At 46.9% G+C, this 13,443-nt stretch carries 14 protein-coding genes; 7 read left to right on the plus strand and 7 right to left on the minus strand.

Annotated features, from left to right (window positions below; genetic code table 11):
* Positions 1–174 precede the first annotated feature (174 nt).
* The 4 genes from NDI44_RS21200 to NDI44_RS21215 form a co-directional block, all read right to left on the minus strand.
* A complete protein-coding gene (locus NDI44_RS21200; protein WP_190414624.1) occupies positions 175–1,458 on the minus strand; it encodes a S41 family peptidase in 1,284 nt (427 codons plus the stop codon).
* Positions 1,459–1,735: 277 nt separating this feature from the next.
* Positions 1,736–2,341: a glutathione S-transferase family protein gene (locus NDI44_RS21205; protein WP_190414625.1), complete on the minus strand. Its 606-nt coding sequence runs from the start codon at positions 2,339–2,341 to the stop codon at positions 1,736–1,738.
* A gap of 414 nt (positions 2,342–2,755) precedes the next feature.
* The gene (locus NDI44_RS21210) at positions 2,756–3,658 is read right to left on the minus strand and encodes a S1 RNA-binding domain-containing protein (protein WP_190414626.1); all 903 of its coding nucleotides are present in this window, start codon (positions 3,656–3,658) and stop codon (positions 2,756–2,758) included.
* A 62-nt stretch (positions 3,659–3,720) separates the two neighbouring features.
* Positions 3,721–4,467 carry a dienelactone hydrolase family protein gene (locus NDI44_RS21215; protein ID WP_190414627.1) on the minus strand — a complete coding sequence of 249 codons (747 nt, stop codon included), beginning with the start codon at positions 4,465–4,467 and terminating at the stop codon, positions 3,721–3,723.
* Positions 4,468–4,833: 366 nt separating this feature from the next.
* Between NDI44_RS21215 and NDI44_RS21220 the strand changes: the two genes are divergently transcribed.
* The 6 genes from NDI44_RS21220 to argH all read left to right on the plus strand — a co-directional run bounded on the left by NDI44_RS21220 (position 4,834) and on the right by argH (position 11,470).
* Positions 4,834–5,985: a polysaccharide deacetylase family protein gene (locus NDI44_RS21220; RefSeq protein WP_242037139.1), complete on the plus strand. Its 1,152-nt coding sequence runs from the start codon at positions 4,834–4,836 to the stop codon at positions 5,983–5,985.
* Between the two features lie 233 nt (positions 5,986–6,218).
* Entirely contained in the window at positions 6,219–7,202 is a 984-nt protein-coding gene (locus NDI44_RS21225; RefSeq protein ID WP_190414628.1) for a GntR family transcriptional regulator, read from the plus strand.
* Between the two features lie 258 nt (positions 7,203–7,460).
* Positions 7,461–7,592, plus strand: coding sequence for a hypothetical protein (locus NDI44_RS21230; RefSeq protein ID WP_277877644.1), 132 nt, complete (start codon positions 7,461–7,463; stop codon positions 7,590–7,592).
* A 464-nt stretch (positions 7,593–8,056) separates the two neighbouring features.
* Positions 8,057–9,475: a PP2C family protein-serine/threonine phosphatase gene (locus NDI44_RS21235; protein WP_190414629.1), complete on the plus strand. Its 1,419-nt coding sequence runs from the start codon at positions 8,057–8,059 to the stop codon at positions 9,473–9,475.
* A gap of 172 nt (positions 9,476–9,647) precedes the next feature.
* The gene (locus NDI44_RS21240; RefSeq protein ID WP_347276913.1) at positions 9,648–9,878 is read left to right on the plus strand and encodes a hypothetical protein; all 231 of its coding nucleotides are present in this window, start codon (positions 9,648–9,650) and stop codon (positions 9,876–9,878) included.
* A 206-nt stretch (positions 9,879–10,084) separates the two neighbouring features.
* Entirely contained in the window at positions 10,085–11,470 is a 1,386-nt protein-coding gene (gene argH, locus NDI44_RS21245; RefSeq protein WP_190414630.1) for an argininosuccinate lyase, read from the plus strand.
* 152 nt (positions 11,471–11,622) lie between these two features.
* Here the strand turns inward: argH and NDI44_RS21250 are convergent, their stop codons facing one another.
* From NDI44_RS21250 to NDI44_RS21260, 3 genes are all read right to left on the minus strand, one after another.
* Positions 11,623–11,817 carry a hypothetical protein gene (locus tag NDI44_RS21250; RefSeq protein ID WP_190414631.1) on the minus strand — a complete coding sequence of 65 codons (195 nt, stop codon included), beginning with the start codon at positions 11,815–11,817 and terminating at the stop codon, positions 11,623–11,625.
* 78 nt (positions 11,818–11,895) lie between these two features.
* Positions 11,896–12,207, minus strand: coding sequence for an RNA-binding protein (locus NDI44_RS21255; protein ID WP_190414632.1), 312 nt, complete (start codon positions 12,205–12,207; stop codon positions 11,896–11,898).
* A gap of 282 nt (positions 12,208–12,489) precedes the next feature.
* Positions 12,490–12,783, minus strand: a complete 294-nt coding sequence (locus NDI44_RS21260) for a hypothetical protein (protein ID WP_190414633.1) — start codon at positions 12,781–12,783, stop codon at positions 12,490–12,492.
* Positions 12,784–12,929: 146 nt separating this feature from the next.
* Between NDI44_RS21260 and NDI44_RS21265 the strand changes: the two genes are divergently transcribed.
* Entirely contained in the window at positions 12,930–13,385 is a 456-nt protein-coding gene (locus tag NDI44_RS21265) for an NUDIX hydrolase (protein WP_190414634.1), read from the plus strand.
* The last annotated feature ends 58 nt before the right edge of the window (positions 13,386–13,443 follow it).

The following is a 13,443-nucleotide window of genomic DNA, read 5'->3' on the forward strand; positions in this document are numbered from 1 at the left end:
AATAAGTTGTAAACTCTCTCTTTCTATCTTTTCTTCGCGCTCTATAGCGCTAACGCGCATGGCTCCGCTAGGGCGTCTTTGCGGTTCGTTTAAAAAAATATGTTCGCAAATCAAATAGGATTGCTCTAGTAGAAACGCGATTAATCGCGTTTCTACTAGAGGTTATCAATGCAATTATGCCCCTCGATTCTGATTCTTAACAGCTTCAGCCAGAACCTCTACAGCTTTCGCTTTTTGAGGGTCTTTTCCTTGAGCATATTCTAACTGAAACGGCACTTCAATATCGGGTTTCACTCCCTTACCTTCTAAGCGTTCTCCATTCACGTAGATATCAACAACCGCAAGATAAAGAAGGTTTCCATCTTTGAGCAAGAAAGGACGAGCCGCAACAACTGCGCCTGCTGTTTGACTCCCAACGACTTTTCCAATTCCATACTGCTCAAAACCGTAAGCTAAAATTTCCTTTCCGCTTCTGGTTCCCTTATTCACCAGCATCACAACGGGTTTTCTCCATTGATAATCCAAGGTAGTTTTTATTCCATCTCTAGGAATTTGGGTTAATACTGGAACTTTTTCGGAAAAAATACTTAGATAATTCGGAGTAGCTCCACCCCAGCCATCTCTTAAGTCTAAAATCAACCCATCCGCGTCTTTAAGCCGTCCATAAGCAATTTCTTCTTCCAGTAATTCCTGATATTGATCGCCAGCATACGACCAAATATGAACATAACCGAGTTTTCTTCCATTGCTTTCGATTATTTCGATACTCGACCGCATTGCGTCTAAGAAAACTGTAGTAGGTTTTATTATTTTTGGAACTACAGTTACATTCTTATTGCTATTTGAATCTGGAGTTCGTTGAATTGATATACTGACTTGTTTCCCTGTCTTATTAACAAAAGATTCGATTGGCTGATACGGATTGCCATCAACTGCTAATATTTGGTCGCCTACTTTGAGTCCCGCTTGAGCAGCAGAACTGTTATCAAGAATAGCAGTGATAAAGGTCTTCCCATCGATCTCTTTAGTGAAAGCTCCAATTCCGGTGTACTCTAAGCCTTTGGGAAATAACTTTTGTATTTTTTCTAAGAAATGACCTTGATTAAATATACCCAAAAGTTGGTAGTAAGCGGGTTGTGACTTCGGATAAAAGCCTAGATGAGAAGTATGCAACTCAGCTAGCATTTGATTGATGACAACGGATGCTTCATCAATAGATTTTGCCTGTTTGACTGAAGGTTTATACTTCTCTCGCATGGCTTTCCAGTCAACCCCATTAAACTTTGGGTCAAAAAAGTTGTCATTGACTGTTTGCCAAACTTCTTCAAATACAGCTAATGTCGGTGATTCTTGAAGTTTTGAACTAACGGGTAGGAGGAAAAATGATAAGGCAAGAATCACTAAGACGCTAAGGCTTAAATTAGCCAAAAAGCGGTTAATTTTTTTAAGTTTTATCATTGTTTTAATATTTAAAGTTAACTTCAGCCAGTATAGCTTATCAGCTACTTAAATCAGGGTGGAAACCATCCCATTTTTACAAATATATGCTGGCGGTTAGAAACCGCGCCTACACAGACAAAACCCGCGTAGGCGGGTTTCAAACTCATCACTAGATGTTCTAGAGTAGGCGCTGCTAATCAATAGTTTTACAGATAGGTTTGTTTAGGTACAGTTACCTAAATTACGAGATGCGAATGAAGCGATCGCTTATCCTACCTCCCCATACCGAACTCTATTATAATTGCGTGATACTAATGTGCTGAGGCTGAGCTTTAACTCGTTCTATCCAATCTTGGATTGCTGGAAATCTTGTTAAATCGAATCCACCTTCATCCGCCACATGAGTGTAAGCAAACAAGCCGATATCAGCAATCGAATAGCGTTCTCCCACAAAAAAATTACAATTTGTTAAATGTTTTTCCATAACCGTTAGCGCTGCATAACCGGGTTCGCGCTTTTGATTCAGTGCCTCCTTATATTCCTCCGCCTTGCCAAGGATAGAAATCCAAAAGCGGGAAGTAGCAATATAAGGCTCATGGCTATACTGTTCAAAGAATAACCATTGCAATACTTTTGCGCGTTCAAAACGGTCGTTTGGCAAAAAATCAGTTCCTTCGCTCAGATAAAAAAGAATTGCGTTGGATTCCGCCAGGAATTGACCTGATTCTGTTTCTAATACTGGAATTCGCCCGTTGGGATTCTTGCTTAAAAATTCAGGAGTCCGAGTTTCACCTTTGAGAATATTCAGTTCTATGCTCTCAAAGGGAATTTGCAGTTGTGTCAGTAAAAGACGAATTTTGTAACAATTACCAGAAGAGAAAAATTGATACAATTTGAGCATATTTATACCTAAACTACTTCAATAGTAGATTTCAGGACGCGATCGCAAGTGCGCGAGCGTTAGCAATAAGTATTGTCACAGGCGAAGCTTGCCCGAAGCATAAGCTAGCACATATCGCTTTTATCAGTAAAACCGAGAGCCAGCCCTCCACACCCAGCAAATAAATCGATAACTAAGGGTTCAGTTGCTGACTGTTGAGGGAGTCGAAGCTATTTTTCGATAAAATCAAGGCAAGAAAGACGGTTGCTGAAGATTTTCGTCTTCATCAAATCAAGATTAAGGTGAGGAAACACTTAGCGAATAAATCGGGTACGCGGAGATGCGTCTAGGCGCAGGGCGGCGAGCGCACCCTTCAAATCAAAAGCGATCGCACTCTTTATTACCAAGTGCGATCGCTTTCTATCTTCCAAACACCTATCTGGTGAGATTTTTCCTCGCCCGTTCGGAACGCGCTTCAGCTGATTCCATTACATCAGCCATATTTTCCAGCACTTCTCCTGGATGATTTTCTAAAACTCTCGTAGACAAAGAAACTCGACCTTTGCCTTCATCAATGTCAACAATCAGCGCTTTGATTACTTGACCCACCTGAAACAACGATGCTAGAGATTCGATGTAAGTTTGGCTTACTTGCTTAATATGCAGCAAACCAGTAATTCCATCCAAATCAACAAACACACCGAAGGGCTTCACACCAGTAATTTTCCCCTCGACTAACTGCCCGACTTCTAGCTGAGTGATGGCAACAGAACGAGTCGCTTGCCGTTGAGAAAGCACCAGTTTGTTAGTGTCGGCAGAAACTTCCAAAAAGCTAGCAGTTAGCTTCTCACCAACCAGCGACTCCAGGTTGTCGCGTTCCACCAAGTGCGATCGCGGAATAAATCCCCGCAACCCCTGCACTTCCACCGTAACGCCCCCCTTATTGATACCAGTGACACGGGCTTGTACTGTTTGGCTTGCTTCCTGCATATCAGCCAGGTTATCCCACGCCTGCTTGATCTCCATCTGCCGCACTGAAAGCGTCACCTGACCATCTGCATCTTGCTCTCGGATAATCAGGAAATCCCGTTCTTCCTGCAACGGCAGCACAATGGATAAATCTGTTACCCGTCTCAACGACGCCTCATCAACAGGTAAAAAAGCCAAAGACTTGCCGCCAATGTCTACATAGGCACCATCACTTTCGTGGGTTTCCACTTTACCGCGCACGACTTGTCCCTTTTGAAACTGGTAGTCGTGTTGTTCGAGAGCTTTGGCAAAATCGTCCATAGAAAATGACGATTTTGCATCTTGAGAAGAGGTCGATTTGGAATTCATGACAACTTAGTTGATTGAAAAAAAGTAATTCCCAACTCGCTGATTGCTAGTGTGGGAAAAAATTATGCCGCTTGAAGTTCTTGTTCAAACAGCTGTTTTACCTGCTTCCAGGCATCGGCGGCTGTGGTGTCATTGTAACTGGCGCGATGGTCACAGAAAAACCCATGTTCAGCTCCATCGTAGCGGAAGACACGATGGGGAATGTGGTGTTTCTCTAGCTCCACTTCAATTTGATCTACCTGTTCGGCGGGGATGCTGGCGTCCTCCATGCCGAAAAAGGCGTAAAGCGTGCCTTTGATGTCTTTTGTGCGTGCGATCGTTGGTTCGCCGCCGCCGGGAGTGTTCGTAGCAACGCCAGCACCGTAGAATGAGGCTGTGGCTTTGATATCGGGTAAAGTCGCGGCGAGGTAAGCAACGTGACCCCCAAAGCAGAAGCCGATGCAGCCAAAGACAGGTTTGACTTCGGGCAGGGTTTTGAGGTAATTAATTGCCGCCTGGATATCGCCGAGTAGTTCTGAGGCTTGGGTTTGATCCTTGTACTGTCTGCCAATTTGAATGTCTTCCGGAGTGTAGCCGGTTTCAAAACCCGGTGCTTGGCGTTGAAAGATTGCTGGCGCGATCGCTACATAGCCTTCTTTGGCAATTCGTTCTGTTACCTCCCGGATGTGGGCATTCACTCCAAAAATTTCCTGCAACACCACCATGCCTGGAAAAGGCCCCTCCCCTTCCGGCATTGCCAGGTAAGCCGCAATTTCTAGATCGCCATTGGCAATTTTGAGGTTTTTTGCCCGAATCTTGCTATCTGTCATGATAATTCTTCTCTGTCCTCTGCTGTTTTTTTAGCAGATAGTGCTACTATTTTGTCTACCAGCAAATTGCCCTACTTTTTACTGTAATAAAGTATTTAGAAATTCATAAAATTGCTGCCCTACTTCTCGATTTTTTTTATGAAGAAAATATTATTTAAAATAAACCATAACTTTTTTATTTAAAAAAATCATTTTTTTAAATATTTTGTAATTTTAGCTTATTTTATTGTGTAGTTTTGTGCGGTTATTGAAGAGTTGCTGGCTGCCGAAAAAGTGGTTTTTGGAGAGAGCGATCGAGAACGATAACTAGCTTTTGTAATCCTTAAAAATCAAAAAGTATCAAGGGGTAAGAGAAGGAGTTCGACCTTGGCAGACTGGAGAGAAAAAGAAAAACCGGCCGGATTATTCACTCGGCAACTTACCTTCATCGCTATCGTTACCTTAACGGCGCTCATCGTCAATAAAATCATCGAGCCGTCACCTCAAACTTCCCCTCAGCATCAGTTTGCGATAGAGGTTCGTCAGGACAAGCCGGAAGCTCAACAACTCCCCAGTGTCAAACCCGAAAATTCGCCGCCGAGGGAAATAATACCGCCAGGGAGTAGCGCCGCTGACACGGCAGAGGCTTCTCAATCGCCAAGTGTATGGGCGATCGCACCATCAAACCCAGTTCATCAGCAACTCCCCATTGCCACACCCGAAAATTCGCCCAGTGAAACAACGCCTTGGGCGATCGCTCTCTCACCCGCAGCCGAAAAAACCTTCCCAGTGCCTACCGAGTATCAGGGAAAAACCATTTATCAGATAAAGCCGAAGAATCTGAAAAAAGTCATCGCCCTCACTTTTGATGATGGCCCTTGGGGGAAAACGACATTGCAAGTGCTGGACATCCTCAAGAAAAACGACATCAAAGCCACATTTTTTTGGGTAGGAGAGCAACTGCAAAGTTATCCAGCCGTAGCGCGACGAGTGGTTGCTGAAGGTCACGCCATTGGCAACCACACCTGGCATCACTCCTATCGTCAGATGGACGAGGCTACGGCGGCAAAGGAAATAGATGATACAGCCGCACTCATCTACAAGATAACCGGAGTCACAACCGCTTACTTCCGCCCTCCCGGCGGCAACTTGCAAAATGGGTTAGCGGCTTACGCCCAAAAGAACAACTACGCCGTGATGATGTGGTCGATTAACTCAGCGGACAGTCGCCGCCACCGCCTCACCGCGCCCAAATTGGTCACAAACATTCTCAAGAGTGCCTTCCCCGGCTCTATTGTGCTGATGCATGATGGTGGCGGCAACCATTCGACAACGGTTCAAGCTTTACCCCAGATCGTTGAAAAACTCAAAAAGCAGGGATATCAGTTTGTCACCTTGCCGGAACTACTAAAGAGGCAAGAGACAACAGACGCTACTGATTCCGTTTCTAGCGGGGAAGCAGAAACACAGATTCCCCCTCGATTAGAGGAATTTCCGCACTCCCCCGGAGAACAACCCGAACAGTATTTCCCTGGGTGAGAGTGTTTTAGACTTTTTTTGGAGTTTAGATGCTGGCTTGTAGAAGACTTGCAGCAAGTAGCGCTAAGAGCGTATGTGCTGATGCGATCGCGTCTCTACTAGATAGATCAAGTGAGAAGGAGGCAGAATCTTGAAAAACCAGGGCGATAACTCAGCTTCTGTAGCGCATTATGCTATTAAAGAATTGCCCTTCTCACGGCTTCATGAGAATCAGAGTCCTTGGAGGCTCGTAAATGGTTCAGTTTCATATTCAACCAGACAGTGAAATTCCAGCGTCAAAACAGCTATTTGACCAAATGCAGTTTGCGATCGCCTCGCGACAGTTTCCCCCAGGTCATCGATTGCCCAGCACTCGGCAGCTAGCAATGCAGACAGGTCTGCACCGGAATACCATTAGCAAGGTGTACCGGCAGCTAGAAGACACTGGATTAGTAGAATCCCAAGCCGGATCGGGAATTTATGTCAAAGCCCAAGGAAACGAGGGCGGCACTGGACATAGCGGCCCCATACACGAACAATATCCCCATGCCTACAAGCTGGTGCAGCACAGCCTGGATGAACTGCTCAACCAAGGTTGCACCCTCAACCAAGCCAGAGAACTATTTCTAGCAGAAGTTGACTGGCGCTTACGCTGTAGTGCGCGAGTGCTGGTCACGGTTCCGTCACGAGACATCGGTGCTGGGGAATTGATGGTTCAGGAACTGGAAAAATCTTTAGGGATACCCGTACAGTTGGTGCCGATGGAGGAACTCAGTAAAATACTCGATCAAACCCACTCCGGCACCGTGGTGACTAGCCGCTATTTTATTGGGGATGCGGAAGCGATCGCTGCCCCACGAGCGGTGCGCGTCATCCCCGTCGATATTTACGACTACGCTCAAGAACTCCAGCTGGTTCAACGCCTGCCTAAAGACAGCTGTATGGGTCTGGTGAGTCTCAGCTCAGGCATTCTTGGAGTTGCAGAAATTCTGATCCACAGCCTGCGCGGGGATGATTTGCTGGTGATGACAGCCCAGGTAAAAGACACCTACAAACTCAACGCGATCGTTCGCAGTGCCCAAACGATTGTTAGCGATCGCGCCAGTTTTGCCACCGTCAAAGCCGCAGTCGCCGCCGCCCGTGAAGACATTATTCGTCCTCCGGAGCTATTATGTAGCGAAAACTATATTGGCACCAAGTCAATTAACTTGCTCAAGCGCGAACTCGGTTTAGGTTAACAATTTTGGATCTTAGATTTCAACGATCGGATTTCGACGCTCAGACAGTCTAGCTCATCCCATTTGGCAGCCTAAAGTGCCGATTCAGGTGGGATTACCCACCTGCACCCTTCGGTTCAGGCTGAACTTTTGGACGATCCAGATGCTCTAGGGTCTTCATCAGAGATTCAAGTTTTTCACTCAGAAACCCCTTCTAAAATTGGCAATTCCCTGTTGAAACATCGGCAAGAAGCAATCGGAGCAAAGATGACGATTTAGATGAAACCTTCGATGGGTTTAAAAGATGCCATTGAGAAACACCGTGCTGCTAAAGCTTTCCAACCCGATCCCATTCCAGACTTTCGTTTGGAAGAAATCTTTACTTTAGGGATACACGCGCCATCCGGTTAAAATTTACAGTCTTGGCTTGTAAAATCACTCCACACGTATATGTTTGCTGTCTGCTACTCTTAGGCGATGCCGCCGATGAACCAATCAAACATAATAAGGGGCGCTTTGGTATAGATCGGGTTTACTATAGCGACAGTTATGGTGATTTCCGTCTATAGACTTATGCAGAAGTTTTCAAAAAGCCCCTCCGGGTGATTGGCATAACCTGCAATTAAGGGTATATTTACACCTCAAGAACAGCCGGCTCCTTTTGCTTAGCGATCGCGTCCGGACCGCTAGCTGCAACTGGCAACTGTTGCGATAGTAATCGGGAACAATTTTGCTCTAACGCCTTCTTAATTTTTTTTAAATCAAAGGCGTTTTCCCCAAACCGTTGCCAAAACTGGCAATTCTTAAGCCAGAATCTGTAAAGATATCCTGACAGCTAAAACAAACTTTTGTGCGGAACTCTAACTCCTGATGCTATGACTGCTGTGCCCCTTCCTCGCCAGCCATCTCCCTTACCTGACGGCGGTACCACCGCCGAAACGACGCCTGTTTTTGCGCTCAAAGAACTGGTGGCGCGTTTGCATCGAGAACAGCGCAAGATTCAAGACTTGCTCTCGTCGTTAGGGTTTGCCCTGCGTAGCTTCAATAATTTGAATCAGTTTTTGGAGTTGATTCCGCTGATGGCAACGAGGGTGACAGATGCCGATGGCGGCATTCTCATCCGGTTTTTGCCGAATGGTCAGGTGCGGCTAGAACGCCTGCACTGTCAGGAAGGTCAGTCTTGTCAGGATATTCGCAAGGCGCTTAACGCCGCAACCCGTCAGGCGAGTAATCCCTCGACAACGGCAGAGGGGGTCGCTACACCGCCATCATTGGATTCTCAACTGAGCCGGTTTTTGGGGCCAGACATTCAGGTATTTGGCACTCCGATTCTGGTGAAAAATACAGAGCGGGGACGTCTTTATGTGTTCAGCCGCGATCCCAAATATATTTGGACAGACACCCGGCAGAAGTTGGTGCGCTTAGTTGCCGATCAAACAGCAGTTGCGATCGCGAACGATGAACTCACCGTCGAACTACGCCAAAAAGAACGCCTAGATAAAGAATTAGAAATTGGTGCCGATATCCAGCTGCGCCTACTACCGCGACAATGTCCGAATATTTATGGAGTCGAACTAGCGGCAAAGTGCCAAACGGCTAGTCGCGTCGGCGGAGATTACTATGATTTTATTCCCGCCAATTATGACCAGCTGCGCCCCCAAACAGACAGTGATTCGGAAGTGGAAACTGCCCGAAGAGGATCGGTTCCGTGGAGCCTGGTAATCGGGGATGTCATGGGCAAAGGCGTCCCCGCCGGTCTAATCATGACGATGACGCGCGGGATGCTGCGAGCCGAAGTGCTAAACAGGCACTCACCGGCGAAGATCCTGCAACATTTAAACCGGGTAATGTATGCCGATTTGGAAAACTCCCATCGGTTTGTCACCCTGTTTTATTCCGAATACGATCCGCAAACCCGGATTCTGTCTTACAGTAATGCCGCCCACCATCCTCCCTTGTTATGGCAGGCATCAACCCGTTCCATCAAGCGCTTGGATACCTGGGGAATGCTGATTGGTCTGGATGCCGATTCCCAGTATGAAGATGCCCAAGTCCAGCTGTATCCTGGGGACACGATTATTTATTACACCGATGGTTTTACCGATGCGGCAAATCAAAATGGCGATCGCTTTGACGAAGAAAAGCTGAGCCGCACCTTCCAGTGGGCTTGCCAGCATTGCAACAGCACCCAAGCGATTTTAGATTACCTATTTGAGCAAGTACAGCAGTTTATCGGTCCATCCAGCCGGAACGGAGATGATATGACGCTAGTGGTGATGCAGGTCAAAAGTTAATCGGTAATGAGTCATTGGTCATTTCCTATACCCATGACTCATTACCCATCACTGACTCCCCCACTAGCAAAGACATCAGCTTTGTGTTAATACAATCTGAACGGATGCGCGAGCAACCTTTGCCAACATCTCTCTTTGTTGTGAGGAAATCAGAGTCATGGTGCTTAATGAAATGCACGAAATAATCGGTTGGTTGCCCAACTTGACCCACGGTTACGATACGGTATCGCTTTGGTTTTCGCACTCGCCGGTCAATTGGCCCGTCTTGGCGCAAGAAATCAGAGACCCAAAAGTGTTAGACCAGATGCAGAATGCCTTTAACTACTTCATTAAATCAGGGCAAGTCTGGGCGCTGTTAATCGGGCTGTTTTTTGGCTACCTGATTCGAGGGATTACGGCTTAGTGGATAGCGTTTGAAGGTTTAATAAAGTTAAAGGTTGAAGGTTGAAAGTTGAATGTTTGGATACAGCTTGCTCGTCCTGAAATTTGCTAAAGAGTAAGATGCTTGCCTTTGCAAGCTACAACCTTCTCGACGAGCCAACTTTCAACCTGCTCGCCTTTCAAGCTGCTCGCCTTTGAATCTGTTAATCCAACGTTACCAAGAAGCTCGTGACTCAACAAAAAACTTGGAGCCAACGGTTTGAATCGGCGTTGCATCCTGCGATCGCTCGCTTCAACGCTAGTATCGGCTTCGACATCGAACTCATTGAATACGACCTCACCGGCTCGACTGCCCATGCCAAAATGCTCGCTCACACCGGCATTATTTCAGAGCCGGAGGCACAACAGCTAGTCGCAGGCTTAGAACAAATCCGCCAAGAATACCGAGAAGGAAACTTCAATCCGGGGATAGATGCAGAAGACGTTCATTTTGCGGTGGAGCGCAGACTGACAGAAATTACTGGAGATGTCGGCAAAAAACTGCACACGGCGCGATCGCGCAACGATCAAGTAGGTACTGACACCCGCCTCTACTTGCGAGATCAAATTTCCCAAATTCGCAGCCAGTTGCGCGAATTTCAGGGAGTTCTCCTCGACCTTGCCCAAAATCACGTCGAAACCCTAATTCCCGGCTATACGCACCTACAACGCGCCCAGCCAGTCTCTTTAGCTCACCACCTCCTCGCTTACTTTCAAATGCTGGAGCGGGACTGGGAGCGCCTAGGAGAAGTCTATCAGCGCGTCAATATTTCGCCTTTGGGGAGTGGCGCACTTGCCGGAACCACTTTTCCCATCGATCGGCACTACACTGCCAAACTACTGAACTTTGAGGGGGTCTATGCCAACAGTATGGATGGCGTGAGCGATCGCGACTTTGCGATTGAATTTCTCTGTAGCGCCAGCCTGATCATGGTTCACCTCAGCCGTCTATCGGAAGAAGTCATCCTCTGGTCATCGCAAGAATTTGGCTTTGTCACCCTCAAAGATAGCTGCGCCACCGGCTCCAGCATCATGCCCCAAAAGAAAAACCCCGACGTGCCTGAACTCGTGCGGGGCAAAACAGGTCGTGTTTTCGGGCATCTGCAAGGAATGCTAGTGCTGATGAAAGGGCTACCTTTGGCTTACAACAAAGACTTACAAGACGACAAAGAAAGCCTATTTGACAGTGTAAAGACCGTTAAAGGCTGCCTAGAAGCAATGACCATTTTGTTTCGCGAAGGGCTAGAATTTCGTACCGCTCGCCTTGCAGAAGCCGTCGCGGAAGATTTCTCCAACGCGACCGATGTTGCTGATTACCTAGCAGCGCGGGGTGTCCCCTTCCGGGAAGCTTACAATCTCGTGGGTAAGGTTGTAAAAACTTCCCTCGCTGCCGGTAAACTTCTCAAGGATTTGAGCTTGGAAGAATGGAAGGAATTGCACCCAGCTTTTGAGCCAGACATCTATGAAGCCATCTCTCCAAGACAAGTAGTTGCCGCTCGTAACAGCTACGGCGGTACCGGATTCGAGCAAGTGAGACAAGCGATTCAAGCTGCTCAGTCTCGGCTGAGTGGTTAGGACTGAGTAATTAGGACTGAGGACTGAGTAGTTAGGGCTGAGGGCTAAATAGGGGATTTCTCAATTTCGCAAAAGAGTTAGTAGCTGAGGAAAAATATTTTTTTTCCTCAGTCCTCAATCCTCAGCCCTCAACCCTCAGAACCGAGCAATGGCTAACCCATCGCGCCGCCCATTGCTCCCATTCCTCCTCCCATCTTGTCTTCATCCTCCTCATTGGTTCTCTCTCCGGGCGATCTTTGACGCCGGAATTTAGAGAACCGACCCGTAGTTTGACGTTTACGAAACTTGCGGGCGTATGCTTGATTACGCTGCGCCTTTTCTTTCTTAGGGTTACGGCGCTTCGCCATGTTCACCTCTTTGATATACGACTAAAAAATGGTGCCTTTGGGTTTTCCCCTGCACCTGATGCTTGTTAGTGTTGTCAGTCACACCCAAGGCTTGGAAAAACAGTTGCTAGAATCTGCCAATCTACCGCGATCGCCCTCTTTTCGAGGGTTCTCCTTCGGTCTGGCTTGGTTGATCTGCATCTGACGCCCCATCCATTTTGCACCATCCAGCACCGAAATAGCTGTCTTTTTTTGCGGAGCTTCCACCCTCTCTACGAAAGCAAAGCCCCGCACTTTGCCTGTCTTCCGGTCGCTTGGTATCGCCACACTTTTGGCTGAACCAGATGCAGAGACTTGTTTAAAGTCTTTTGGAGTAACCTGCGAAGACAGACTTTCGATGTAAATAGTCATCCAACAATATCCATCCGAACAGTTGATTCAGATGAAAGCCGAGAGAGAGAAGAGCGACCTAGAAGCGCAAAATTAAAGCGTCTCTAGCAACTTCTCAGAACCTACTCTTGTCCAAGCGAATCTACACAGAGAGTGTGTTGCTCTTCCAGAGCATTTTTTTGGCTCTGGAAGCCTCTGCCTTCAAACCTGTGGAAGAAACACCGAAACAGGCTAGCCTAAAAACGGTGGGTCGCAGACTGACGTGACCGAACTTGCATCTGTAACGTATATCATAACAGCCTGTCAGCAGCCTACTAAAAAGCGCTGACTTGCTGCGGTTGAAAACATCCCCATGTCCCTAAAACTCAGCGATACTGCTTCTTGGCTGGGTAAAATTGTCAGCCGTAACCGCAGCAAAAAGCTAAAAAATTCCGCACCAAGCAGTTGATACGCCTTCAGCGCTGCACATGAATGCGATCGGCTCGGATGGTAACATTGAGAAGATTTATCTTCAGGTGACTGAATCTCAAAAAGCGGAAATTCTCGCTGATTTAAAATTTTAATTTGTAGAGGTGGATGAATAAGCAATTCTGGCATCCCCAGAACTATGCGGATTCAGCCCTTGGGGAAACCCTCCTTTTGCAAAGTTTTAAATTTTATCTGTAATCGGAGAACTTCCTGCTCATAAATTGACTCTAAAAGTAAAAGTTCCTTTCTGCGTTGAAGTAAAGCTTCTTTTGCCTATGCGTCGGTCATGGCGATTTATACAAACAGTGCTAGGGATTATTTTCCGCCATCCCATTATCGGCACAACTATCATCCCGATTTTGCCAGATGGTCGAATTGTGTTCATTCGACGCGGAGACACAGGTGAATGGGGTTTTCCTGGCGGTATTGTTGATTGGGGTGAGGACATTCCAACATCAGCGCGGCGGGAGTTGGCGGAAGAAACTGGACTGGAGTTAGTAAAAGTTCGCCGGTTAGTGGGAGTTTATTCTTCGCCAGACCGCGATCCCAGAATTCATTCGATTTGTGTAGCGCTAGAAGCAGAAGTGCAGGGAGAAATGCAGGTTCGGGATACGCTGGAAATTATGGAAGTCAAAGCTTTCTCAGTGACATCCTTGCCTCAAGGGAAACTCTGCCATGACCACGACCAGCAGTTGCAGGACTACTTGAACGGCTTGACAACCCTCGCATAAGCAGGATTTTCGATTTTGGATGAGTCAATCCATCGTCAATCTAAAATCTAAAATCTAA

Origin of the sequence: Trichocoleus sp. DQ-A3 (assembly GCF_039961975.1) — a bacterium.
Taxonomy (GTDB): Bacteria; Cyanobacteriota; Cyanobacteriia; order Cyanobacteriales; family FACHB-T130; genus FACHB-T130.